Raw genomic sequence first — 23,730 nt, 5'->3', positions numbered from 1 at the left:
AAAATGAAAAACGACCTATTTAAAGGCATTATTGCTTATCCGATTACCCCATTCGATAAAGACGAAAAAGTGGATATCAGTTTGTATAAAAAATTACTGGAACGTTTAATTGTTTCCGGTTGTCATGCCGTTGCTCCGCTGGGAAGTACCGGGGTAATGCCTTATTTGTCAGACGAAGAGAAGGAAGCGATTACCATTGCAACAATCGAGCAGGTTAAGGGCAGAGTTCCGGTTTTGGTTGGAGTGTCGAATCTGACTACAGAGAAAACCATTTACCATTCTAAATTTGCTGAGAAAGCGGGTGCAGCTGCGGTAATGATTATCCCGATGAGTTACTGGAAACTTACAGATGACGAAATTGTGCAGCATTTTGATGCGGTTGCCAAACAAATTTCAATTCCGATAATGGCTTACAACAATCCTGCAACAGGAGGAGTAGATATGTCTCCTGCTTTGTTAAAAAGGCTTCTTGAGATTGCCAATGTGACGATGATCAAAGAAAGTACCGGAGACGTTCAGAGAATGCATTATTTAAAGCGGGAATTGGGTGATGACGTAGCCTTTTTTAATGGTTCAAATCCTCTGGCACTGGCTGCATTTGCTGCAGGTGCAACCGGCTGGTGTACGGCTGCGCCAAATTTAATTCCGAAACTGAATCTGGAATTGTATGACGCAATTCAGAAAAATGATCTGCAGACCGCTCAAAAAGCATTTTACAGGCAATTGAATCTTTTGAAGTTTATAGTAAACAAAGGTTTGCCGAGAGCCATTAAAGCAGGTTTGGAAATTCAGGGAATCGAAGGTGGTTTTTTAAGAAGTCCTTTGAAACCGTTGACAGAAGCTGAAATTGCAGAGTTTAGTTTGATTTTGAAGGAAGTAGAATAGCAGTGTATTGAGGTTTTACCGCAAAGTACGCTAGGTTTTTTTCTAAGCTTGGTTTTATAAAAGCGCAAGGAACGCAAAGCTTTACGTTCCTTGCGCTTATCAACGTTTCTATTTTTTTTTAATCTTAGCGTGCTTTGCGGTTAAATTTTTAAGGAGTCCGGATTTAAAACCTGAAACAAACAAAACCTGAAACAAAAAACTATTTTGATTACTTTTGCAAAATGAATAAAAAACACCATTCCAATAACATACTTTCGAATTTAGGAATTGAGAGCCTGAATGAAATGCAAGAGGTAGCACAAGATGCTATTTTGAACGATACTAATGTTTTATTACTTTCTCCAACGGGATCAGGAAAGACATTAGCCTTTTTACTGCCGATTTTAGAATTGTTACAGCCTGAAATTCTTTCGGTTCAATGTTTAATTTTAGTGCCTTCGCGCGAATTAGGTTTGCAGATTGAGCAGGTTTGGAAAAAAATGGGGACTCCCTACAAAGTAAATATTTGTTACGGAGGTCACTCTATTGATACTGAAATCAAGAATTTAAGCAACCCGCCAGCAGTTCTTATCGGAACTCCAGGTAGAATTGCCGATCATATTGACAGGGATACTTTCCGCACGGATAAAATTCAGACTTTGATTCTGGACGAATTTGATAAGTCTTTGCAACTGGGTTTTCATGAGCAAATGTCATATATCATTGGGAAATTGACGAAACTGAACAAACGTGTTTTAGTTTCAGCGACTTCTGATATTGAGATTCCGAGATATACGAGAGTGGTGAATCCGACTGTTTTGGATTTTATACCGGAAGAGGAAGAAAAGACGAATCTTTCGATGAAAATGGTGGTTTCGCCAGCCAAGGATAAACTGGATAGTTTATTCAATTTGATTTGTTCGCTGAAATCACAGTCGGCGATTATTTTTTGTAATCATCGTGATGCGGCAGAACGTATTAGTGATACTTTAAACGAAAAAGGAATTTACGCGACCTATTATCATGGCGGAATGGATCAGGAGGAACGTGAACGTGCCTTGATTCAGTTTAGAAATGGCAGTATGAGTTACCTGATTACTACCGATCTGGCTGCCCGTGGATTGGATATTCCGGAAATGAAGCACGTAATTCATTACCATTTGCCTTTAAAAGAAGACGAATTTACGCATCGTAACGGTCGTACCGCACGTATGCAGGCTTCGGGAACGGCCTATATTATTGTTCACGAAAGTGAAAAAAAGCTGGACTATATTGATTACGGAATGGAGGTTTTAAAGGTCGAAAGCACGACAACTTTACCAAAACCACCGGAGTTTCAAACGATTTATATTAGCGGCGGAAAGAAAACAAAACTGAATAAAATTGATATCGTTGGTTTCTTTTCTCAAAAAGGAAAACTCGAAAAAGGGGATTTAGGTTTGATCGAAGTGAAGGATTTTATATCGTTTGCTGCCGTGAAGTACAATAAGGTAAAAGAGCTGCTTAAGAATATTAAAGATGAAAAGATGAAGGGCAAGAAGTTCAAGATCGAAGTTGCCCGTAAAGTAGTGAAGAAAGAGGAGGAGCGTTAGTCTTTTTGTTTTCGGTTTTCTCTATTTGATGTTTTTCGCAGATAACTTTATTGGAGACGGCAACTCACACAAAGTTTTAGGGGGGTATTTGTAGTAAAATATTACGAATTGAAGGCTGTTTTTGAGTTCTTTTATTCCTAAAACGGACTGTTTTTTACGGTTGATTTCTGTGTTTTGTTGTTTTAATTTATTGAATATTAGTGTGTTGGTTTGGAGTTTTATTATGCTTTAATCACGTTGAAACAGGGGACTAAAAGGATTGATAAAAAATTAAAGCTTAAGACTTTAATTTATCATATTTTCTGCGTTTCTTGTGCCCGTAAATAATAAACCCCAAATTAATTATGAAAAGAATTATTACGATTGCTATTTTGTTGTTTAGTGTTGTGTCTTTTGCACAAATTAAAGTTATTGAAACTGTACCGGTTGAAAAATTAGGAAAAGTAAATAACAACTACATTCAGAAAATTGGAGATGAGTACACTGTATATTATACAAGTATTCAAAACGATGACGAGTCGTCAAGCTTGAGAAAATTTACATTTAAAAATGTTAATAACGACTACGCAAGTCTTTACAACATTATCATGAATGGTTTCACAGCAAGCCCTTTGTATGATATTAAATTAGAATTACCGAACAACTATATCTGGTTGCACTACACAGGAAGTGTTGTTCCGGAAAAAGCTACGGTTCAGTTTATGGTTTCATCAAAAGAGGCTTCTGCTGCAACAAGCAGTGTTTCTGAGCCATTTGTAAAAGATCAGATCAATAAATTATTCCAAAAATAATTTACTTAAAGTATAAAACCAGAAAAGGCTATTCAGATTTTGAATAGCCTTTTTTTTATTTCAGGTTTCAGGTTGTTTTTGTTTCAGGTTTCAAGTTTCAAGTTTTGCAAATAAAAGAAAAACCTTAGAACCTCAGAACCTCAAAAGAAACCTATATTTTCTTCACGTATTGTGTGATAATCACGATTTGTTGACCGTCAACTTTTCCTTCGATGTACTCTGCATTTTCATGGTCTAAACGGATATTACGAACGGCCGTTCCTTGTTTGGCAACCATGCTTGATCCTTTTACTTTAAGATCTTTGATTAAAACTACAGAATCTCCGTGCTCTAAAATGACACCATTACTATCGCGGTGAATGATTTTGTTTTCGTCGTCTTCACCTTCTCCGGTTGCTTGCGCCCATGCCAGAGTATCTTCGTCCAAATACATCATATCAAGCAATTCCTGTGGCCAACCTGCTGCTCGCATTCGGCTTAACATTCTCCAGGCTACAACCTGTACGGCAATGTTTTCATTCCACATGCTGTCATTAAGACATCTCCAGTGGTTTAAATCAACATTATCCGGATTTTCTATTTGGTCGATACAGGTAGTACAGGCTAGAATGCTTTCGTCCAGACCGCCTTTTTGAGTTGGTAATACCTGATATACTTTAAGGTTTTCTTCGGCGCCACAAAGTTCGCATTTAGATCCGCTACGTTTGTTTAATTCTCTTTCGATGCTCATTATTTTGTTTTTATTTGAAAAGGCGAAATTACTTATAATTAAAGTAAGTAACAAGTTTGTGTTTTGTTCTATGAAGGTTGATCCAAATTAAAAGATCAATAATATGCTTTTTTAAAAATAGATGTTAGTTTATCTGGAATATCAAGTTTTTTTTCCAGATCTGTCAATCCATTTAAAAATCCATTACCTAATTTACTGTTTGTATTTTTGAGGTCTTCATTTATTCTTTTATTCTTGTCCTTGTAACAGTTTACTTTTTTACAATAGTGAAAATCCGGATGATGTAATTGCCCGTAATCGATCAATTTAATGCTATAACTACCATCGTTTTTGTAAGATATCATTACATTATCTAAGTGTGGGTCACCATGCGCAAATTCTGATGAATGCCAATTTTTTAGTTCCAGACCAAATTGTTCAATCGCATCGTTTACTTTGTTAAAATCTATTGGATGATTTTTTTGAATAAAGTATGATAAAGTACTTCCTTCAATATATTCTAAAATTATAAGCCATTTGTTTTTATGTTTTATCCGTTCAATATGTTTTAACAAAAAGGGATATTGGGTGTTTTTTTTCTGAATTTCATTAAAAACTCTATGGCTTCCGTCTCTTCTACGACCATAATGGTTGTGTTTGCTATATCCTATAAATGATACGGGTGTTTTGCTGTAAAAATGTTTTAAAATGTATTTAATATTTTTTTCATCTTCACAAACATAAATATTGGCATTTGGTCTGTCACCTTGACTTTTTAGTAACCTTTCGGTTACTACATATGTTTTTGAGTTTCCCCGAATATTTTCACCGATCATTTGAAATGTTTTAAGCTGAATATTGCTATTTTTTACTTCTTAACCCTAACTGCATCCGGAACCAACATTTCATATTCTCCGCCATGACGCAGTACATCGCGAACAATGCTTGAAGAAATAAACGAAGTACTTGCAGCCGTTAATAGAAATACGGTTTCGATTTTAGACAATTTCCTGTTGGTGTGGGCAATGGCTTTTTCGAATTCAAAATCGGCGGGATTGCGCAAACCTCTCAGGATGAAATTGGCTTTTTGTTTTTTGGCCAAATCGATCGTTAATCCTTCATAGGTAATAACCGAAACATTGGGTTCGTCTTTGAAGGTTTCTTCGATGAAACGTTTTCTTTCTTCGAGTGAAAACATATACTTTTTTTCGGCATTAACACCAATAGCGATTACAATTTCATCAAATAAGGGAATTCCTCTTTTGATAATGTCTTCATGTCCAAGTGTTATGGGATCAAATGATCCGGGGAATATAGCTTTTCGCATCTTTTTTGAGGTTCTGAGGTTTTTATTGTGTGAGTGGAATTTTATATTCTGGTTCTTGTAATTTTATTGGGTATTTACTCCGTCTTATTTTTATAATTTCATCATTTTTATAAAGATCCATTAGTTCTTTTTTAGAATAAGAAACTTCTCTATTTGAGTAATTTTCAGTTTTATCAAGATCATCTATTTCATTAGGCAAATATGCGTTAAAATCATTGTGAGTAGTATAAACACTATCCTTGGTAACTTTATCTATTTTCATAGTTGAGTAATAGCCATTTGAAAATTTTAAATTATATATATCGCCAACGGTTGGTGTTTTTATGAAAGTATCAGTCTCTTTTTGGTTGTTAGCATAATTGTTTATAGTATAAATTATTACTAAAAGTATTAGAATAGAACCAGAAAACATCCAAATTTTGTGATCTAGTTTTTCTTTTCTTAATTGTAATTGACTGTTTTCTGATAAATCTTCATAATCAAAGTTTTCTTCACAATAATTACATTGAATGGAAACTAATTTTCCAACTGGAAACAAAGGAATTTGAGTTATGTGAACATATTTTCTATAAATGCTAAAATCTAATGTGTTTTTTGTTCCGCATTTAAGACAATTTTCATTTGAAATTGTTCCATTTTTTATATTCGAATTCTGAGTTCCAACAAGAAATAACATATTTTTTTATTTGAGTTTCTAAGTTTTTTGTAGTGTTGAAAGATTCAGAGTGATAATGAACCAAAGGTTTTTTGAGGACTTCGACTTCACTCCGTCTGACCATAGTTGAAATTAAAAAAGGTTCTGAGATCTTAGTACCTTAGAATCTCAGAACCTTAGTCCCTTTTTTAGCAAGTGCCAACTCAATAGCATTGGTAAATAAATCTTCCAGAGATATTCCCGCTGCGTGTGCTTGCTGCGGAATCAGACTTTCGGTTGTTAAACCGGGAATGGTGTTCATCTCCAGCATATATGGTTCGTTGTCTACGATAATGAATTCGCTTCTCGAGAAACCTTTCATTTTTAAGACTTCGTAAGCGCGTTTTGCTACTTCGCTTACTTTTTGTGTGAGTTCGTCTGAAATTCTCGCAGGTGTAATTTCCTGTGATTTTCCTTCGTATTTGGCTTCGTAATCGAAGAAATCATTGTCGGATACAATTTCTGTAATCGGTAAAACCTTAATTTCACCCTGATAGTTGATTACCCCTACAGAAACTTCGGTTCCGTCAAGGAAGCTTTCGATGATGATTTCGTTGTCTTCTTTGTAGGCTACTTCAATCGCAATTGGAAGTTCGGCTTCTGTTTTTACTTTTGAGATTCCGAAGCTTGAACCGGCTTTGTTTGGTTTTACGAAACACGGTAAACCTACTTTTTTAACGATTTCGGCAGTATGGATTACATCCCCTTTATTTAGGTAATAAGAGATTGCTGTTTTGATTCCGTAAGGCTTTAAAACCGATAACAAATCACGTTTGTTAAAGGTTAATGCCGCCTGATAGTAATCGCAAGAGGATTGCGGAATGCCTAATAACTCAAAATAAGCCTGCATTAATCCGTCTTCACCCGGAGTTCCGTGAATGGCATTGAAAACACAGTCAAAAGTAATTTTTTGATCGTTTACGGTTACCGAAAAATCGTTTTTATCGATCGTAAATTCGGCGTTGTTTTCGTCTACATAAACCCATTTTTCTTTGAAAATATGAATACGGAATCCGTTGTATTTTGTTTTGTCAAGATATTGGTGTACCACGTTTCCGCTAATGAGCGAAATTTTATATTCGCTTGAATATCCGCCCATGATAATGGCTATGTTTTTCATTTTATGATGTTTATATGTTTAACCGTTTGTTTTTTTAATCGTCTAATTGTTTCAAGTTTCAGGTTTCAAGTTTCAGGTTTTGGGTTTTCTTTGTCAATTTGGTTGGAGCTTCTTTATTGCTTAGTGTGACAAATAGTTCCGAAAATGTTTTATGAAACCTAGAACCCTAGCCCTGATGGGAGCGGCATCCTTTTGTGTCCGCGAGAGCGGGCGCAAAAGATACAGCGGACAGCAGGAATTGGCTGCTGAAAATTAAAATTCCAAGGACCTTTGTTTTTAATACGAATGGCAATCGCATGACTTTCTTGTCTAAAACAAAATTATCATTTTTTTTGAAACGAAATAGCTTTATCTTTGCGACTAATAAAAATAAATTTATGAGTTTACGTAAGTATTTAACGAGCCGGGTATTTTTTGTGCAAGTATTAAGTGCGGCTGCTATAATTGCCGTTTTAGGTTATTTGTTTATGCATTGGTTGACTTTTACAACTGATCATGGTAATGAAGTTACTGTTCCAAATTTAGCTAAACTGACGGAAGAGCAGGTAGAGTCAAAACTGGACGAACTGGACCTGGATTATGTACTTTTGGATAGCGTTGATTACCGAAGTGAATTCCCAAAATACAGTGTTGTTGAGCAGGATCCGCTGCCGGGAACGAAAGTAAAAGTGGGAAGAAAAATATATATTAAAATAAATGCATCGGGATTCTCATCTGTTAGAATTCCTGATTTAATTGAGAAAACGTATCGTGAAGCAGTTCCTACCCTTAAAGCGTTAGGACTTGAGCCAGGTACGATTACTTATATTCCAAACCTTGGAAAAGACATGGTTTTGGAGATGCGTTATAAAGGAAGAAACTTAAAAGTAGGAGATCGTGTGTTGAAAGCGTCTAAAATCGACTTGGTTTTAGGAGATGGAAAAGCAACTTATGAAGATGAAGGGCAGGCCGTAGACAGTGTAGCTGCGCCAACTACTGAAACCCCAAAAGATGAGCAATAATATTGAAAATTTAGATCTGGAAGACGAGTTATTCGAACATTTTAGATTTGATGTCCCTAAAGGTCAGGCGCTTTTGCGTATTGACAAATATTTAATGAATTTGATTCAGAATGCGACGCGTAATAAAATTCAGAACGCCGCTACTGAAGGAAACATTTTTGTAAATGATATTCCGGTAAAATCAAATTATAAAGTTAAACCGTTTGATGTTGTAACAGTGATGTTATCGCATCCTCCGTTTGAAAACCATATTCTTCCGGAAGATCTTCCGCTGAATATTGTGTATGAAGATGATGCTTTGTTGTTGATTAACAAAGAGCCGGGAATGGTGGTGCATCCAGGGCACGGAAATTATACCGGGACTCTGGTAAATGCATTGGCACATCATTTTGATAATTTGCCAATGAACAGCAGCGAGCGACCAGGTTTGGTACACCGAATTGATAAGGATACGTCCGGACTTTTAGTGGTAGCCAAAACGGAAGCAGCAATGACCCATTTGGCCAAACAGTTTGAAGCCAAAACCTCAGAACGCGAGTATATTGCTCTTGTTTGGGGGAATGTTGCTGAAGAAGCGGGAACTATTGAAGGAAACCTTGCCAGACACCTGAAAGACCGTATGCAAATGGCCGTTTTTGCCGATCCTGAAATTGGAAAACCTGCCATTACACATTATAAAGTGTTGGAACGTTTTGGTTATGTGACTTTGATTTCCTGTAAATTGGAAACCGGAAGAACACACCAGATTCGTGCACACATGAAACATATCGGACATCCGTTGTTTAATGACGAACGTTACGGAGGTCATTTGATTTTGAAAGGAACTACGTTTACAAAATACAAGCAGTTTATCGAAAATTGCTTTAAAGCTTTACCACGTCAGGCGCTGCATGCGAAAACACTTGGTTTTGTGCATCCTGTAACGGGTGAAATGATGCGTTTTGATACGGAACTGCCTCAGGATTTTCAGGATTGTATCGAAAAGTGGCGCAATTATGTGAAGTCGCATAATGTTGATGAAGAGGAAAGTTAATTAGATAATTAGGCAATTAGAAAATTAGATAATTTGTTATAGAAAAAAAGCTCCTGATGGAGCTTTTTTTATGGAATTGTTTTAATGGTTAGCTGCGTTATTTTGGCTTGTCCGTTGGTTATAAACCCTAGTTGGCCTTGTTGATTTAGATTGCTTTTTTCGATGGAACATTCTAAGAAAGTTTGATTGTCGACAGCAAAGTACAACTGATTGTTGGAAACTCTGATTTTCACCGCATACCATTTGTTGTTTTCCAATGGTATTGGTTTTTTAAATAGGGTTGGCCCGCCACGTTTCGAGTATTCATCACTGTTTTTATTGTAGGCGCCTCTTCCAATCACGATATTCTGATCGATTGTGTACAAGTAGGTTCGGATGTACTTTTCCTGATCGATATGAAGCATGATTTCAAACAAAGATTCTTTGACGATGTTTACTTTAAAGTCGATTTCGTAATTTTTGGGAAGCTTCTTTTTTGATTCGATTACGCCCCAGTGCATTGGCCCTCCGGTTCCGGTTAAGGTATCGTTTTGGAACCTCCATTCGTTGGGATTAAAATGCCAATCGGATTTTAAGGCAGCTGTTTTTGCGATCTGGTACTCTCTTTTTGCAGTTGAAAGGGTACCTGAGCAGGAAATGAATACAAAAGCGGATAGTAGGAATGCGATATATTTAATTTTCATTTTTGTCTTTTAGTTGAGCTCTGAGTGGTATTTGATTTTACCAATAGATCCTGTTGGAGTTGGCAGAAGTTCGAATACCGAGGTAGGAGCGAGGCCATTTTCGATGCGGTGTGATACGTACAGGATACTAACATTTGTTTCTTGTTTGATGGTATTGATCAATTGAATGACCAAATCGACATTTTCATCGTCAAGACCTTCTACAGGTTCGTCCAGAATCAATAATGGTGGATGTTTTAAAACGGCACGAACAATTAGTGCCACTCTTTGCTGGCCAATTGAAAGGTCTATAAAACGTTTTTTTCGTAAATGACTCATTTCAATCACCTCGAGCCACTGTGTTACGGTTTGTTTTTGTAAAGTCGTAGGTTCGATATACAGTCCGATAGAATCAAAAAAACCGGAAAGAATCATTTCTTCCAGGCTGTGCCCTTTTTGAAACAGGTCGGTCATAGAGGTGGTGAAAATTCCAATTTGTTTTTTGATGTCCCAGACACTTTCTCCGCTTCCTTTTTTTCTTCCGAACAGATACAAATCCTGACCAAATCCTTTTGGATTATCACCGGTAATTAAAGACAGGAGGGTACTTTTTCCTGATCCATTCGGACCCACAAGCTGCCAGAATTCACCTTGTTTGATGGTCCATGAAATGTTATCGACAATTTTACGCTCCTCATAACTTACAGAAACCTTGTCCATTTTTATTAATACACTTTCGTGAAAGGAATGAGGTTCAATTGCTTTTGGAATTGCCGCCGTGTTTAACGTTTTAAAATGATTTTCGTTTTTTGAAATCGGGTGTAATTCAAACGAATTGTCTTTAATCAGGGCTTTATTCGGAACAAAATCGAGTACGTCAACGACGCGATTGACCAATTGAATGATAGCAATAGTATCGGTTAACTTTTCGAGAGATTTTGCTAAGGCTGCCCGGGAAGCCTGATCTAGATGATCGAAAGGATTATCGAAAATAATAAAATCAGGATTTTGATTGATGCAGTATTTCAGGAATTCTTTTTTGCGTTCGCCGGATGAAAAAGTTCTCAGTTGTCGGTGTGATTCAGGAGCGGCTTCGACGGTATCGTACTGGTATTCTTTTTCGATGAATTTCTCGATGGCAATGTCTGAGAACAAAATGCCTTTCTGCTGGTTAAAAACAGTGAGTTCTCCTTTGGCTTCTCCCAAAAGCAAAGTATCTATAAAAGCCTTTTTGTTGACCTGATTGGACAAAAGTATATCCCAATGCTGCATTTTAAAATATATTTAGTGATGATCTTTTCTACTTCGGATTCAAAAGGGTTAGCTTGTGAAATCTGTAGCAAAAAAAGTTTATTCGGTTTGTTTCGTAGCCATTTCACGATCATTGCGTGACCATTCGCTCCAGGAGCCTACATATAGTTTTGGAATGGGTATTCCGGCATAATCCATGGCCAACAAAGTATGGCAGGCGGTAACTCCTGAACCACAATGTACAATTATGTCCTCGGCTTTTTTGTCGCCAATGATGCGGGAATATTTTTCCTTTAACAATTGAGGTGACTGGTAAAAACCGTCGGTGTCTAAGTTTTCGCTAAACGGTACATTAATAGCGCCCGGAATATGTCCTGCAATCAAATCCAGCGGCTCTGTTAAACCATCAAACCGGTTTTTATCTCTTACATCGATTACCGTATTTTGGGCGTTATTTCGTGCCTTTTCGACCTCGTCGATAGCAGCGGTGTGAAGTTTCCAGTTAGAAACCGGATAGTGATCAGCGGCTTCAAAAATCTCCGTTTCGGAGCTTATTGGGTAACCACTTTCTATCGCTGCAGACAGTCCTCCGTTTAAAACCTGAACTTTTTCGTGACCAACTGCCCGAATCATCCACCAAAAACGGGCGGCTGCATTTGATCCGTTTTTATCATCGTAAATTATGATATGGCTTTCAGGGGTAATTCCGGTTTTAGAAAGCACCGCAGAGAATTTTTCTAAGGATGGTAAAGGATGTCTTCCTCCATTAGCCGGATCGGTTTCTACTGTTGCCAGATCTTTATTCAAATCAATATAACGGGCTCCTTTCAGGTGTTCGTTCTGGTAGTTTTGTGCGGCATTTGCTCCCGCTCTGGCATCAATGAGAATGATTTCAGCTGAATTGGAGAGTTGCATTAATTCTTTAGGGTTTATTATCGGGGAAAGTTTAGCTGCCATTTTGAGATAGTTTATTTTTTATGAATTCGCATACAAAAGCAGGGCATTTAATCGGCGAAAGCCTGAGAATAAAATAATATAAAAGTATGGTTTGTTTTGTCGTATCTAAAACAATCCCAATTGCTGTATACAGAGCTTGTAGCAACGCAAAGCGTATGGGCTAAATTTGTTTTTGAAACATTTTTTGCAAAGGTGCCGTGATCTAACACGAAATCTTCGTCTTTTGAGATGTCGGTAATTTTAAGATTGGAAGATTCTAAGTAAGTGTCGGTGCTTTTTTCAAGATAATCTTTGTTGTAAATTAAATGTTCATAGGCAAATTGATAATCGGACGTTCCGAACGAATAGTTGCCGGAATCTTCGTCTTTTACACCATTTACTACTTTTATGTCCTCGTATAATTTGGCATATTTAGAAGTTATTCCGTTATAAAGTACAATCGAAATTCGTACCTTTTTTTTGTCATAAACGATAAAAGCAAAGTCATTGCTGTTTTCGTCAAGCAAACTTCCTTTTGCTATAGATAGTAATTCGTAATCAGGATTGGTGCGGAAGAAAGATTGTTGTTCTTCGGGTAGTTTTTGAAGCAGTTTGCTATGAATGTCTAGGAACACTTTCTTTTCTGAAAGCTCCTTTAAGCTTTCTTTTTGCTCGCTCACCTGATCGGCAATTTTAGGATCGTCGTAGGCAGAGGTTTCGTAATCAACAGCGATTTTTTCACTCTTTTTTTCGGGAGTTTTTTCTGCTGTTGTTTCTTTTTGGATAGTGGCTATTTTAGGATCCTGTTGTTTGGAGTTGCAGGCGTATAAAACGGTTAAAAGGACTGGAATAAGTATTTTTTTCACAGGGAACAGGGGTTAAAAGAGGGCAAATAGTGGTTATTTACCCTTATGGATTGGTTGGATAAAAGATTAGCCCGGGATTTTTTCGATCAGGATTTCGTTTTCCTCTTTGTCAAAATAAGTGCAGGTCATTTCGATAATATCAACTCTCCATTTGGCTATGCCGCAATGGGCAGCGTGATTGCAAAAAGTAAGATAATCTGTTTGACCGTCCTGGTGCATCACCAAAAATTCAATAAAACGTTCTTTGTTAGGCGATGATGCTACTTGTATTTCGTCATATTTTTCATCAGAGGTTACATGGTAATTGTTTACACCAAAGTACTCGACATGTCCGTCATGTACAAAAGTATCGTAACCTTTTACGCCCAGAATGATTAAATCCTGAATGTAATTTGGGAAATCAGCACCGCTTTGTACTTTGGCATGTGCTTCTTTGATTTGCTCTATTGTAAACATATATTTTAGTTTTAAATGATGTGAAATTAAAAAGAATAATTATACTAATTTTTTTAGGTGTTTCCCTGAGTTATGCACTACCTAATCTTTGTTTTCTTTTTCGAAAACGTATAAAAAAGTGCTTAACAACTGATTTGGTTCTTTTGGGTTAGTAATTCAAAAATACAATTATGATTTTAAAATTGAATTGAAAATGCAATAAATAATAGAATAACAGGGGACAGAATTTTCATATATTTTTGAAATATTGTATTTTAACGAGTATTTTATCACTTCATGGGTTTTCTTTTTTAACGCATCGTTTTGTCAGTAATTTAGTAAAAGAATGTTGCTCCTAAATTTGACATCATGAAAAGAATACTACTTTTATTTCTGATTACTTCTCCTGTATTTGCACAGGAAATGAACACATTTGATTTTGCGGTCATCAATTCGACTGTTATTTCACCAAATATTGATCTGGACAAGGGGCGAAGTGTGGTTTCAGCCAACAAGGATCAGTACTCTGCTTATTTTCAGTACGCGCTTACCCTGTGTGAAGATGATATTATTTTTGGAGCAGGTATTAATAAAACGGAATCAGACCGGACCTATACGGGTTATATTGGTAAGATGTGTGATAAGTTTCGGGCAACCATCTCTGTAGGTTATGCAGAATCCCGAAGCGGATATGACGGAACCTATACAGGCTTTAGTGTATCCTGGCATTTTAGTGAGAATACTTTCATTGGAGGAAGTTTAGCAAACTTACATTCCTCCAGTATCCATAATGGCACCGATGAGGGCTTTAATTATTACAACAAACTGGCTCCGAAAATTTTTGGGAGCTATGAGATTATTCCCAAGCTTATTGTTTTTGGACAGTTGAACAGCAGGGTTAATGATATCGCCTTAAAGTATCAGACGGGTCGTTTCTCGGCAGGAGGATTTTATTCCGGTCATGGAGAAGAGGGGATTTTCGGAACTGTTAATGTAGGACGTTTTGCGATTTCCTGCAGTACGACTTTTGATAGAGTTAATTTTGGGCTGAAGTTTCAATAAAGGAGTTGAATTGCAGCCTAAAATCATTAAGCGAATAAATTATCTTTTCAGCGTTACTACCTGCTGTGGGTAAGGGATGTCAATGTCGGCTTCGTCAAAACGTTTTTTGATGCTTTGCAGTAAATCGCAATACATTACAAAACCATCCGTAGAGTTTTTGGCCCAGGCCCATGCTTTCAGGGTTACGCTTGAATCTGCCAGTGCTACTACACGCGCAACAACCAAAGGCACTTTTTGCTTTTTGTTTTCGGCCGTTCGGGTATCGACAAAAAGCGGATGTTTGGCAATTTCGTCCTGCATGATTTCTAAGGCCTTATCAATATCAGACTGATAACCAATGCCAACTTCAATGATTTTGCAGCATTTGGTGTCGTGCATGTTGGTGTTGACAATAATCTGATTGCTGATTACTGAATTTGGAATGATGATCCGGTTGTTTTCGGCATCTTTTAGAACGACCTGTCTTAAATTAATATCTTCGACTGTGCCCACAAAATTGTTGATCGTGATTTTATCGTTGATGCGGAAAGGTTTGAAAATGACCAGAAAGATTCCGCTCACAATATTGCTTAAGGCCTGTTGAGAAGCCAAACCGGCAACAATAGAGATTACTCCGGCTCCGGCCAGAACAGAATGACCTATTATTTTAAATTCGGGAATTTGTATTAAGGCAAAGGCAAAACCTAAAATATAAATTATGGTAATGATCAGGTGTTTTAAAAACTTAAATCCTGTAGCATCATAATCTTTATCAGCCTGTTTTCGATACAGTACATAACGAAGTACTTTGTCGGTAATGGCACTAAGGATTATAGTGGTAATCGCTATAATGGTAATAAAAATGCCTATTCTGAAGTCTTTTAAATAATCAATCATAGCTCTTAAGTTTGAAAAAAAATCCAAAAAACGATTTTTATTAAAATGTGCTTTTTGGATTTTTGTAATTTATAACCAATAGGATTTCGTTTTAAAGTCCAACAAAATCATCACTTTTTGGGAAGATGCTCAAGGCTTGAATAGCGATTTCGGGAGTTGGAGAAGCTAATTTGCGAAGTTTAGTATCCATCCACGCGCCATCCACTGTGATAACGGCACAAAGTGTATCGTCTTCTCTTCTAAATTCATGAATGATCGACCAGCGTGAGGCATCAGCTTTCATTTTTGAGGTTTTGGTATGAATGAAGATCTTATCAGAAAGTTTTAATTCTTTTCTGAAAATACACTCTTCTCTAAACAAAACAGGTCCAAAACCCTGTGTTTGCATTACTCTTAAAGTTAAACCCAGCTCTTCAAGGATTTCAATACGATGCTGTGCGCCAAAATCGTAATAAGCACTGTGACGAACGTGAAAATTAGGGTCAAGATCTGACCAGCGAAAAGAGATTTCTTTAATAAATGAAGCCATTTTGTAATTGTATTTTAATTGAATGAGATTGACAGCAGAACGTTACTTTCTTTGGAAAATCAATCTTTTTTTAGAAAATCGAAATTACGAATAAAAAATCAAACGATTTGTGGTAAGGAAGAACTATTGCTATTAAAAACAGAACTGTTTTAATTTAATTTCGATTCTTCAATCGCAGAGATTGTAATGTCATCTTCTTTTAAAGATTTAAGAAAATCTGTGGCATCAAATACTTCTCCAATAGTGGTGACTCCTGTTTTTTTGGCTTTTCCAGACAGTATTCTGTTCACTGTTTCTACAACAAGCGGCGCGGTAACGGCATAAATGTCCTGACCCTGAGCGATAATTGTTCTTTTGATGTTTTCTTTTGTTGCGGTAACTTCCAGACAAAAATGCTGTGACGACCTGTTCTTGTGATCGGTAGGTTTGGGTTCGGGTGTGGCAGCATTTCGAAGATCGTCGAGTGAATTTTGACTGAGGTAGGTATTGATGTTGCCGACTTTTAAATGACGGGAGATGGTGATGATTTCTGATAGAGGTAATGCAACTACTTCTTTAATTCCAATTGGATTCTTAAAGTCCCATTCTAAAGATGCACCGGGTTGAAGGTCTTGCAGAAGACCGTCTTTTAAGGTTAGTCGGGTATAGTGATTTCGGTCTCCTGTTAGTCTTGTTCCTTTTGTAGGATGCCAGGAATCCAGGCCGATGTAGAGGTTTATTTCGTCAATCTGATCCCAGTCCTGAGTGATTGCAGTACTTAATAAATCGCCTAATCCGCCATAAAAAGCAGCGGCAGGAATGACCAGAATTTCGGACAGTTTTGCCGGGTTAGAAAATTGCTCGAATATATCCAATACCGATTTTTGTTCGGCAGTCAGGTCAATATAGTGAATACCTAATCGTAAAGCCGATTGAATGATGGGATCGGCAGTGTCTAAAAACGGACCAGCACAGTTGATGACTATTTTTGCTTTGGAAAATGCCGCATCTAAGGATGCCGGATCCTGAATATCTGCCGCTTTTAGGATGGCTTTCGGGTAGTCCTGATTTAAAAGAGTCAGTTTTTCGTGGTCTCTTCCGGAAAGGATTAATGGGTAGCCCTGTTTGTAAAGTTCTGCTACAATAAATTTCCCGGTGTGCCCGTAAGCGCCATAGATGGCAATGGTATTTTCCATAAGTTAAAATTTTAATTATATTCGTTTAAGGAGTTGATAATTAGTTTAAACGAATATAATTAAAATTTCTGATGCAGCTTATTTTTCTTCCTGAACGCCTAATTTTTTGACAATCCACGGAAGTGTAAGTCCTTGTCCGACTATGGTTAAAAGTACCACAGCAACAGAAATGAATACTATGGCATTTCGCTGCGGAAAAGGAGTGCCGTCTTCCAGAAATTTAGGTAATCCCAGGGCTATGGCCAGAGAAACAATACCGCGCATTCCGGACCAGCTGATTATAAAACTGTTTTTGGAATCCAATAAGGAATGTTCACTGATTTTTCGTCTTTTTCGGTCATTTTTCTGAAACGCTTTCTGCAGGTTTATCTTTTGAAAAAAGACCCTCACCATTCGGGTTAATAGGGCCACAATAGTAATGATAACGGCATAACCTATGTAAGGTAAAATCATGTCGTCGTCGATATCTTTCAGGATGTATCGGAAATTAAGTCCGATCAGGATAAATATCAATCCGTTTAAGATAAAAATAATGACATCCCACAAGTTTTTCGAATTGTTTCGGAGGCTTTCCGGAAATATTTTCTTGCTGAAACGGGCGATAGCCAGACCTAAAAACACGACCGCAATTACTCCCGAGACATGCAAATGTTCTGCCACTAAATAAGTAAAAAAGGGCATCAGAAGCATAAAACTTAAGGTGACATTTGTGTTTTTACGGACTTTGGTGAGAATGAAAGCTAAAATTTTACCCATTATAAAACCTACTAGAAAACCGCCTCCTAATAAGAGTACAAATTGAAGCGTTGCTTTCCAGATGATAAACGCAGAACCCATGGCAGTCGCCACTGCAAACCGATAAGCAACCAGTGCAGAGGCATCATTGATTAGGCTTTCTCCTTCGAGTATGGTGATTGTTTTTTCGGGTATTCCCAGTCCTTTTGTGATGTTTACTGCCGCAACTGCATCGGTAGCCGAAAGTATTGCTCCCAGTACAAAAGACAGTGGCCAGGTCATGCCGGGAATCATATAATGTGAGACTACGGCGATCCAAAAGGTAGTGAGGAAAACTAATGGTATGGCCAGCGTACTTATGGTGCTAAGATTTGTTCTCAAATGTTTTGGAGAGATGTTAAACGAAGCATCATACAATAAAGGCGGTAAAAAAATCAGAAAGATAATTTCAGGATTAATTTCGATTTCACTCATTGACGGAATGAAACCAATAGCAACTCCAACAATAACCAACAATATGGGATAGGGGAGTTTCGCTTTATCGGCAAATGCAGAAAGCCCTATGACAATGGCAAGAATAAAAATGATGATGGTATAGTTTTCCATTCGTATAATTTAGAAAAAGACTACTGTAATTTATTTTTCTTTTGTTGGCGCTTCTTGTGCCATTTCTCTTAAGGTAATCCAGCCTGTAGGACTGGTTTTGTCCTGGATATAAACGACCATTGAACGGCCTCTGCTTATTACTGAAGCTCCTCCGTTTTTGGGAGTTGTTTTAAAGCCAAAAACAACAGTTTCTATAGCAGTTTCACCATTAAAAATGGTACTTTCAACAGTATTTTCTATAAATTCTACTTTCGAGTTTTGAAACCAGTCCTGTAATCCCTTTTTTAAGTTTTCTCTTCCAATCACAACATTATTTCCGCCAAAATATTTTTCAATATTCGGACTATGTAATTTTACAATCAGTTCTGCATCTCCTTTTTCAAATGCATTTCGTATTGTTAAAGTAGCCTTATCTAATGATTTTTTAAGTTGAGTTGTATCGTTTGTATTTTGTGAAAACAGATAAGGGGCGGTAATTAAAAAACAGATAAATGGAAGTATTGTTTTCATAATCATAATGAATTAATGTATTTCAAATATATTATAATTTAAGTAAAGAAGTAAATATTATGACGAATTGATATTGATAATGACATGTAAAGCACTGATATGCCACGTATGTCAGGTTTTAAAAATGTCATGTTGTCAGATAGTTTTAAATGTGTCGACAGTAAAACTGACAATTTTATTTGGTTTTTTATATTGGCATAAAGATTGACTTATGCCACCTGAGTTATTAAATTAGTATATCAAAAATTAAATATATAAAAAATGGGTAAAATAATCGGAATTGACTTAGGTACGACGAACTCTTGTGTTTCTGTAATGGAAGGTAACGAAGCAGTTGTTATCCCTAATGCAGAAGGAAAAAGAACTACTCCTTCTATTATCGCTTTTGTTGAAGGTGGAGAAATTAAAGTAGGTGATCCTGCAAAAAGACAAGCAGTAACGAATCCTACAAAAACGATTGCTTCTATTAAACGTTTTATGGGACACACTTTTGCTGAGACTACAAGCGAAGCAAAAAGAGTTTCTTACAAAGTAGTAAAAGGTGACAACAATACTCCACGTGTGGATATTGATGGTCGTTTATATACTGCTCAGGAATTGTCAGCAATGACTCTTCAAAAAATGAAAAAAACTGCTGAAGACTATTTAGGTCAAACAGTAACTGAAGCAGTTATTACTGTTCCTGCTTACTTTAACGATGCTCAACGTCAGGCTACTAAAGAAGCTGGTGAAATTGCTGGTCTTAAAGTTATGCGTATCATCAATGAGCCAACTGCTGCGGCACTTGCTTACGGATTGGATAAAAAAGGAACAGATCAAAAAATTGCTGTTTACGATTTAGGTGGAGGTACTTTTGATATCTCTGTTCTTGAATTAGGAGACGGTGTATTTGAAGTATTGTCTACAAATGGTGATACTCACTTAGGTGGTGATGATTTTGACCACGAAATTATTGACTGGTTGGCTAATGAATTTTTAGCTGAAGAAGGTATTGATTTACGTTTAGACCCAATGTCATTGCAACGTTTGAAAGAAGCTGCAGAGAAAGCAAAAATTGAATTGTCTTCTTCTTCAGAAACTGAAATCAACTTGCCATACGTTACAGCTACGGCTTCAGGACCAAAACACTTAGTTAAAAAATTATCCAGAGCTAAATTTGAGCAATTAACTGATTCATTAGTTAAACGTTCTATGGAGCCAGTTGCTAAAGCGTTAAAAGATGCAGGTTTATCTACATCTGATATCGACGAAGTAATCCTTGTTGGAGGTTCTACTCGTATGCCAAGAATCGCTGACGAAGTAGAGAAATTCTTTGGTAAAAAAGCATCTAAAGGAGTTAATCCTGATGAGGTTGTTGCTATTGGAGCAGCTATTCAAGGTGGAGTTTTATCTGGAGATGTAAAAGATGTATTGTTACTTGACGTTACACCTTTATCTTTAGGTATCGAAACTATGGGTGGTGTATTGACTAAATTAATCGAGTCTAACACAACTATTCCAACTAAAAAATCTCAAGTATTCTCTACTGCTGCTGATTCTCAACCATCTGTTGAAATCCACGTATTACAAGGAGAAAGAGCTATGGCTGCTGATAACAAAACTATCGGTCGTTTCCACTTAGATGGTATTCCACCAGCACCAAGAGGAGTTCCTCAAATCGAGGTTACTTTTGATATTGATGCAAATGGTATCATCAAAGTTTCTGCAACTGATAAAGGAACTGGAAAATCTCACGATATCCGTATCGAAGCTTCTTCTGGATTAACAGCTGAAGAAATCGAAAAAATGAAAAAAGATGCTGAAGCTAACGCTGACGCTGACAAAATAGCTAAAGAAAGAGCTGAGAAATTAAACGAAGCTGACAGCATGATTTTCCAAACAGAAAGTCAATTGAAAGAGTTAGGAAGCAAATTAGCTGACGACCACAAAGTTGCTGTAGAGTACGCTTTAACTGAATTGAGAATGGCTCACCAATCTCAAGACATTCCAGCTATTCAAACCGCTCTTGACAACATCAATGCAGCTTGGAAAACAGCTACAGAAGCTATGTATGCTCAAGGTGAACAAGGTCAACAAGCAGCTCCACAACAAGAGCAATCGCAAGGAGACAATGTTGAAGACGTTGAATTCGAAGAAGTAAAATAATTCTTCTTTAAACCATAATGAAACCGGATCAGAAATGATCCGGTTTTTTTATTTTATTTAAACCCGACAAGTTTTTGAAACCTATCGGGTTTGTTGAATTATTTATGCCGAATGTGGTTTTACGTAAGTTTATTAAGGTTTTTAGTCTTTAATTTGAAAAAAAATAATTAAAAATGAACCTTAAAATCATGAAGAAAATTCTAGGCATTGGACTATTGTCGTTATCTGTTTTGTTAACCGCTTGCAGCAGTGATGAAAACGATAAAAATGATAATAATAACGCTGTATCGGCTACTATTAATGGTGTGGAATGGAATGCAACCAAAATTAACAGCGTAACGTTAATCAAGGTAAAAAGCGAAAACCAGCAACGTTTCGATATTAATATTCAAGACAATGCCCAAATGTTGTCCTTAGCTTGTGTAAGCGAGCTTACAACTGCTGATGCAATGCCATTGAAAGCCTATAACTTTATTGAAGATATAGAGGATATGGACGCCCTATTTATTAATACTTATTTAGTTGATGGAAATACGTATACAGAGCATTTTGTTGAAACCGGAAAACTAACGATAACCTCTATGGATGCTGCCAAAAAAACAGTATCAGGAACTTTTAGCTTTACTTCTAAAAAAGTGGGTACACTACAGACTAAAGTAAAAACACCTGAAGTTTTTGAAGTAAAAAATGGAACTTTTACAAACTTATCCTATACTGTAGTAACACAACCATAAATAAAAGTAATTTATAAGGAAGAAACCGGGTTAGAAATGACTCGGTTTTTTTTATTTAAACCCGACAGGTTTTAAAAACCTGTCGGGTTTGTTTTGTGGAGTACTTTAGGGAATTAAGGTTTCGACTTTTTTATTCTAAGTTTGATATTTAAACCCGACAGGTTTCAAAAACCTGTCGGGTTTGTTTGTATTATAATATTATGAATTAAGAAAATCTTCCAGTGAAGTAAAATTTTCTTTTTGCTGATGAGAATTTTTTAGACCTTCAATGTTTTCAAATAATGAGATTACCTTTTCACGTTTTAATTTTGTTGGTTTTTCGGAGATACAGGTTTGATAAGAACTCCATGGATATTCAATTGGATGCTGACAGAAACCGTGATTGACAGGATTGTAATGAATGTATTTTATAAGTGTTTGCAAATAGGTTTCATTATCAATTAGTTTGCGTTTAAAAGGTCTTTCGAACAATGCCCCGTGTCTGTTGTACCCTTTATTAATTGCTTTTGTATAGGCATTGAATAAATTTCCAAAAGATTGATGAGGAGCGATAATTCGTTTAATTTCATAGTCTTTATGGGTATGGAGAATCTCTTCAAAAGTTTTAATTCTGACCAGTAAATGAAAGTGATTTTTGAGTAAACACCAGGCAAACGTTTCGGCAATGGGATCAATATGTTTGTTGTAAAGAGCCAGAAAGTAAGAATGGTTTCTGTTTTCCTTAAAAAGATTTTCATTATTAATTCCCCGGTTGTAGATATGGTAATATTTTCCAAATTCTAATGATTCTGTAAGCTGCATACTTATCGATTGTTTATCAGTATCTTATATTTTAAACCCGACAGGTTTCTAAAACCTGTCGGGTTTGATTAAAGTAAAAGTAATAAAAATACTACATATTAAGTACAGGTATTCTCCTCAAAATGACATTTGTCATTTCCCATTCAGATTCTTTTTCGTAATATTACTTTGTAAATCATTTTTGAATGAGAAAGATAAAATACAAGAAAGGTAGGAAGTTGCAACATACAAGTCTGGAGTACACAGGCACGCATAAAGATCATGAAACAGAAATGCAGCTTTTTGTTTATAATGAGACTGATATTGTCGAGTACGAGAAGTTTACGGTTTTGGCCTTAAATTCCTGTTTTGATTATACTAAAAATAATTGGTTGAATATTCACGGATTAAACGACATCGGTCTTATTAAAACAATAGGAGATCATTTTAAAGTAGATGATTTTTTACTGGCCGATATTTTAAATACGACTAAAAGAACCAAATTGGAGGAACAAAAAGATGTTTTGTTTTTCAACATAAAGTCATTGCTGCCTTCAGAATACTCAGACGGTCTTAAGGTAGAACAGCTCAGTTTTATATTAAAAGACGGCATTTTGATTTCTTTTCAGGAAAAAAGAAGTGACTTCTTTACACACGTACGCGAACGTCTGCGTACCCACGCCGGAATCGTAAGATCTAAAAAGGTGGATTATTTGCTTTATTTATTGCTCGATGCTGTAATGGAAAACTTTTACATTACGATCGAAGATGAAGAAGATAATATTGAAGAGCTTATCGATTTAACCAAAAAAGGAGCAGACCCAATTATTTTGGAAAAAATTGAAAATCACCGTGATAACTTTAATTTTTTAAAACGTTCGATTACCCCTCTTAGGGACTCGCTTTTTTATTTAAAAACCATTAAAGACGACGATGAAAATAATGGTCTGATACAGAAGGAGACCTTTAACTTTTTCATCAGACTGCATCAAAAGAGTTTAGAACTTCTGGAGCAAATAGAATCTGATATGAGTTCATTGGAAAGCGCTTCCAATTTCTATTTCTCGGAACAAAGCCGAAAAATGAATGAGATTATGAAAACCCTGACTATTATTTCGGCCATATTTATCCCGCTTACTTTTATTGTTGGGGTATATGGAATGAATTTTGAATATATGCCCGAACTGAAAGAGAGAAATGGCTATTTTATTGTAATGGGATGCATGTTTGTCTTGGTAATAGGCCTGATCATTTATTTCAAAAAAAGACGCTGGTTTTAACGTTTATTTCTCTATTT

General features: G+C 36.4%; 25 protein-coding genes. 9 read left to right on the top strand and 16 right to left on the bottom strand.

The genetic code is table 11. The annotated features are described in order from the left end of the window. The first annotated feature begins 3 nt into the window (after positions 1–3). The 3 genes from ACN1CN_RS03035 to ACN1CN_RS03025 all read left to right on the top strand — a co-directional run bounded on the left by ACN1CN_RS03035 (position 4) and on the right by ACN1CN_RS03025 (position 3,247). Positions 4–885, top strand: coding sequence for a dihydrodipicolinate synthase family protein (locus ACN1CN_RS03035; protein ID WP_419134617.1), 882 nt, complete (start codon positions 4–6; stop codon positions 883–885). A 221-nt stretch (positions 886–1,106) separates the two neighbouring features. Beyond that, positions 1,107–2,456 (top strand): DEAD/DEAH box helicase, encoded by a 1,350-nt coding sequence (locus ACN1CN_RS03030; RefSeq protein WP_291286515.1) that lies wholly within the window; start codon positions 1,107–1,109, stop codon positions 2,454–2,456. Positions 2,457–2,800: 344 nt separating this feature from the next. Then, positions 2,801–3,247 (top strand): hypothetical protein, encoded by a 447-nt coding sequence (locus ACN1CN_RS03025; protein WP_264523574.1) that lies wholly within the window; start codon positions 2,801–2,803, stop codon positions 3,245–3,247. 151 nt (positions 3,248–3,398) lie between these two features. Here the strand turns inward: ACN1CN_RS03025 and ACN1CN_RS03020 are convergent, their stop codons facing one another. The 5 genes from ACN1CN_RS03020 to ACN1CN_RS03000 all read right to left on the bottom strand — a co-directional run bounded on the left by ACN1CN_RS03020 (position 3,399) and on the right by ACN1CN_RS03000 (position 7,097). Next, positions 3,399–3,977 (bottom strand): PhnA domain-containing protein, encoded by a 579-nt coding sequence (locus ACN1CN_RS03020; RefSeq protein ID WP_419134616.1) that lies wholly within the window; start codon positions 3,975–3,977, stop codon positions 3,399–3,401. 95 nt (positions 3,978–4,072) lie between these two features. Next, positions 4,073–4,792 carry a protein kinase domain-containing protein gene (locus ACN1CN_RS03015; RefSeq protein ID WP_419134615.1) on the bottom strand — a complete coding sequence of 240 codons (720 nt, stop codon included), beginning with the start codon at positions 4,790–4,792 and terminating at the stop codon, positions 4,073–4,075. Between the two features lie 32 nt (positions 4,793–4,824). Next, positions 4,825–5,283 (bottom strand): pantetheine-phosphate adenylyltransferase, encoded by a 459-nt coding sequence (gene coaD, locus ACN1CN_RS03010; RefSeq protein WP_173966820.1) that lies wholly within the window; start codon positions 5,281–5,283, stop codon positions 4,825–4,827. 22 nt (positions 5,284–5,305) lie between these two features. Next, the gene (locus ACN1CN_RS03005) at positions 5,306–5,959 is read right to left on the bottom strand and encodes a hypothetical protein (protein WP_419134614.1); all 654 of its coding nucleotides are present in this window, start codon (positions 5,957–5,959) and stop codon (positions 5,306–5,308) included. Positions 5,960–6,098: 139 nt separating this feature from the next. Continuing rightward, complete coding sequence (locus tag ACN1CN_RS03000; protein WP_419134613.1) at positions 6,099–7,097, bottom strand: D-alanine--D-alanine ligase; 999 nt, start codon at positions 7,095–7,097, stop codon at positions 6,099–6,101. A gap of 377 nt (positions 7,098–7,474) precedes the next feature. Between ACN1CN_RS03000 and ACN1CN_RS02995 the strand changes: the two genes are divergently transcribed. Both ACN1CN_RS02995 and ACN1CN_RS02990 read left to right on the top strand, forming a co-directional pair. Continuing rightward, entirely contained in the window at positions 7,475–8,098 is a 624-nt protein-coding gene (locus ACN1CN_RS02995) for a PASTA domain-containing protein (RefSeq protein WP_264523578.1), read from the top strand. After that, on the top strand, positions 8,088–9,131 hold the full coding sequence (locus ACN1CN_RS02990; protein WP_419134612.1) for an RluA family pseudouridine synthase: 1,044 nt from the start codon (positions 8,088–8,090) through the stop codon (positions 9,129–9,131). The genes ACN1CN_RS02995 and ACN1CN_RS02990 overlap by 11 nt, the downstream gene beginning before the upstream one ends. Before the next feature lie 68 nt (positions 9,132–9,199). On the opposite strand, the gene ACN1CN_RS02985 is transcribed toward ACN1CN_RS02990, so the two are convergent. From ACN1CN_RS02985 to ACN1CN_RS02965, 5 genes are all read right to left on the bottom strand, one after another. Beyond that, positions 9,200–9,814 carry a hypothetical protein gene (locus ACN1CN_RS02985; protein WP_419134611.1) on the bottom strand — a complete coding sequence of 205 codons (615 nt, stop codon included), beginning with the start codon at positions 9,812–9,814 and terminating at the stop codon, positions 9,200–9,202. A gap of 9 nt (positions 9,815–9,823) precedes the next feature. Then, positions 9,824–11,065: an ATP-binding cassette domain-containing protein gene (locus tag ACN1CN_RS02980; protein WP_419134610.1), complete on the bottom strand. Its 1,242-nt coding sequence runs from the start codon at positions 11,063–11,065 to the stop codon at positions 9,824–9,826. A gap of 78 nt (positions 11,066–11,143) precedes the next feature. Next, the gene (locus ACN1CN_RS02975) at positions 11,144–12,001 is read right to left on the bottom strand and encodes a sulfurtransferase (RefSeq protein WP_419134609.1); all 858 of its coding nucleotides are present in this window, start codon (positions 11,999–12,001) and stop codon (positions 11,144–11,146) included. Between the two features lie 47 nt (positions 12,002–12,048). Next, positions 12,049–12,846 (bottom strand): hypothetical protein, encoded by a 798-nt coding sequence (locus tag ACN1CN_RS02970; protein ID WP_419134608.1) that lies wholly within the window; start codon positions 12,844–12,846, stop codon positions 12,049–12,051. A 66-nt stretch (positions 12,847–12,912) separates the two neighbouring features. Beyond that, positions 12,913–13,302, bottom strand: a complete 390-nt coding sequence (locus ACN1CN_RS02965) for a DUF1398 domain-containing protein (RefSeq protein WP_419134607.1) — start codon at positions 13,300–13,302, stop codon at positions 12,913–12,915. Between the two features lie 348 nt (positions 13,303–13,650). On the opposite strand from ACN1CN_RS02965, the gene ACN1CN_RS02960 reads away from it, so the two are divergent. Beyond that, entirely contained in the window at positions 13,651–14,343 is a 693-nt protein-coding gene (locus tag ACN1CN_RS02960) for a hypothetical protein (RefSeq protein ID WP_419134606.1), read from the top strand. A gap of 39 nt (positions 14,344–14,382) precedes the next feature. Here the strand turns inward: ACN1CN_RS02960 and ACN1CN_RS02955 are convergent, their stop codons facing one another. The 5 genes from ACN1CN_RS02955 to ACN1CN_RS02935 all read right to left on the bottom strand — a co-directional run bounded on the left by ACN1CN_RS02955 (position 14,383) and on the right by ACN1CN_RS02935 (position 18,774). Next, positions 14,383–15,219 (bottom strand): mechanosensitive ion channel family protein, encoded by an 837-nt coding sequence (locus tag ACN1CN_RS02955; protein ID WP_419134605.1) that lies wholly within the window; start codon positions 15,217–15,219, stop codon positions 14,383–14,385. 91 nt (positions 15,220–15,310) lie between these two features. After that, positions 15,311–15,748 carry an acyl-CoA thioesterase gene (locus ACN1CN_RS02950; RefSeq protein ID WP_291286505.1) on the bottom strand — a complete coding sequence of 146 codons (438 nt, stop codon included), beginning with the start codon at positions 15,746–15,748 and terminating at the stop codon, positions 15,311–15,313. 149 nt (positions 15,749–15,897) lie between these two features. Continuing rightward, positions 15,898–16,923 (bottom strand): saccharopine dehydrogenase family protein, encoded by a 1,026-nt coding sequence (locus ACN1CN_RS02945; RefSeq protein ID WP_419134604.1) that lies wholly within the window; start codon positions 16,921–16,923, stop codon positions 15,898–15,900. A gap of 78 nt (positions 16,924–17,001) precedes the next feature. Beyond that, entirely contained in the window at positions 17,002–18,264 is a 1,263-nt protein-coding gene (locus ACN1CN_RS02940; protein ID WP_419134603.1) for a Na+/H+ antiporter, read from the bottom strand. A 30-nt stretch (positions 18,265–18,294) separates the two neighbouring features. Then, positions 18,295–18,774 (bottom strand): YybH family protein, encoded by a 480-nt coding sequence (locus tag ACN1CN_RS02935; RefSeq protein WP_419134602.1) that lies wholly within the window; start codon positions 18,772–18,774, stop codon positions 18,295–18,297. A 261-nt stretch (positions 18,775–19,035) separates the two neighbouring features. Here ACN1CN_RS02935 and dnaK point away from each other — a divergent pair, with 261 nt between their 5' ends. Together dnaK and ACN1CN_RS02925 are read left to right on the top strand one after the other, a co-directional pair. Beyond that, complete coding sequence (gene dnaK, locus ACN1CN_RS02930; RefSeq protein WP_173966835.1) at positions 19,036–20,919, top strand: molecular chaperone DnaK; 1,884 nt, start codon at positions 19,036–19,038, stop codon at positions 20,917–20,919. A gap of 188 nt (positions 20,920–21,107) precedes the next feature. Continuing rightward, a complete protein-coding gene (locus ACN1CN_RS02925; RefSeq protein WP_419134601.1) occupies positions 21,108–21,653 on the top strand; it encodes a hypothetical protein in 546 nt (181 codons plus the stop codon). 198 nt (positions 21,654–21,851) lie between these two features. Here ACN1CN_RS02925 and ACN1CN_RS02920 read toward each other — a convergent pair whose 3' ends face one another. Continuing rightward, positions 21,852–22,454 carry a transposase gene (locus tag ACN1CN_RS02920; RefSeq protein ID WP_419134600.1) on the bottom strand — a complete coding sequence of 201 codons (603 nt, stop codon included), beginning with the start codon at positions 22,452–22,454 and terminating at the stop codon, positions 21,852–21,854. 185 nt (positions 22,455–22,639) lie between these two features. Here ACN1CN_RS02920 and corA point away from each other — a divergent pair, with 185 nt between their 5' ends. Next, positions 22,640–23,713: a magnesium/cobalt transporter CorA gene (gene corA, locus ACN1CN_RS02915; protein ID WP_419134599.1), complete on the top strand. Its 1,074-nt coding sequence runs from the start codon at positions 22,640–22,642 to the stop codon at positions 23,711–23,713. Positions 23,714–23,730 lie beyond the last annotated feature (17 nt).

Origin of the sequence: Flavobacterium sp. T12S277, from assembly GCF_048514875.1 — a bacterium.
Taxonomy (GTDB): domain Bacteria; phylum Bacteroidota; class Bacteroidia; order Flavobacteriales; family Flavobacteriaceae; genus Flavobacterium.
Note: the sequence above shows the minus strand (reverse complement) of the source record. Positions and strands in the feature narration are given on the sequence as shown.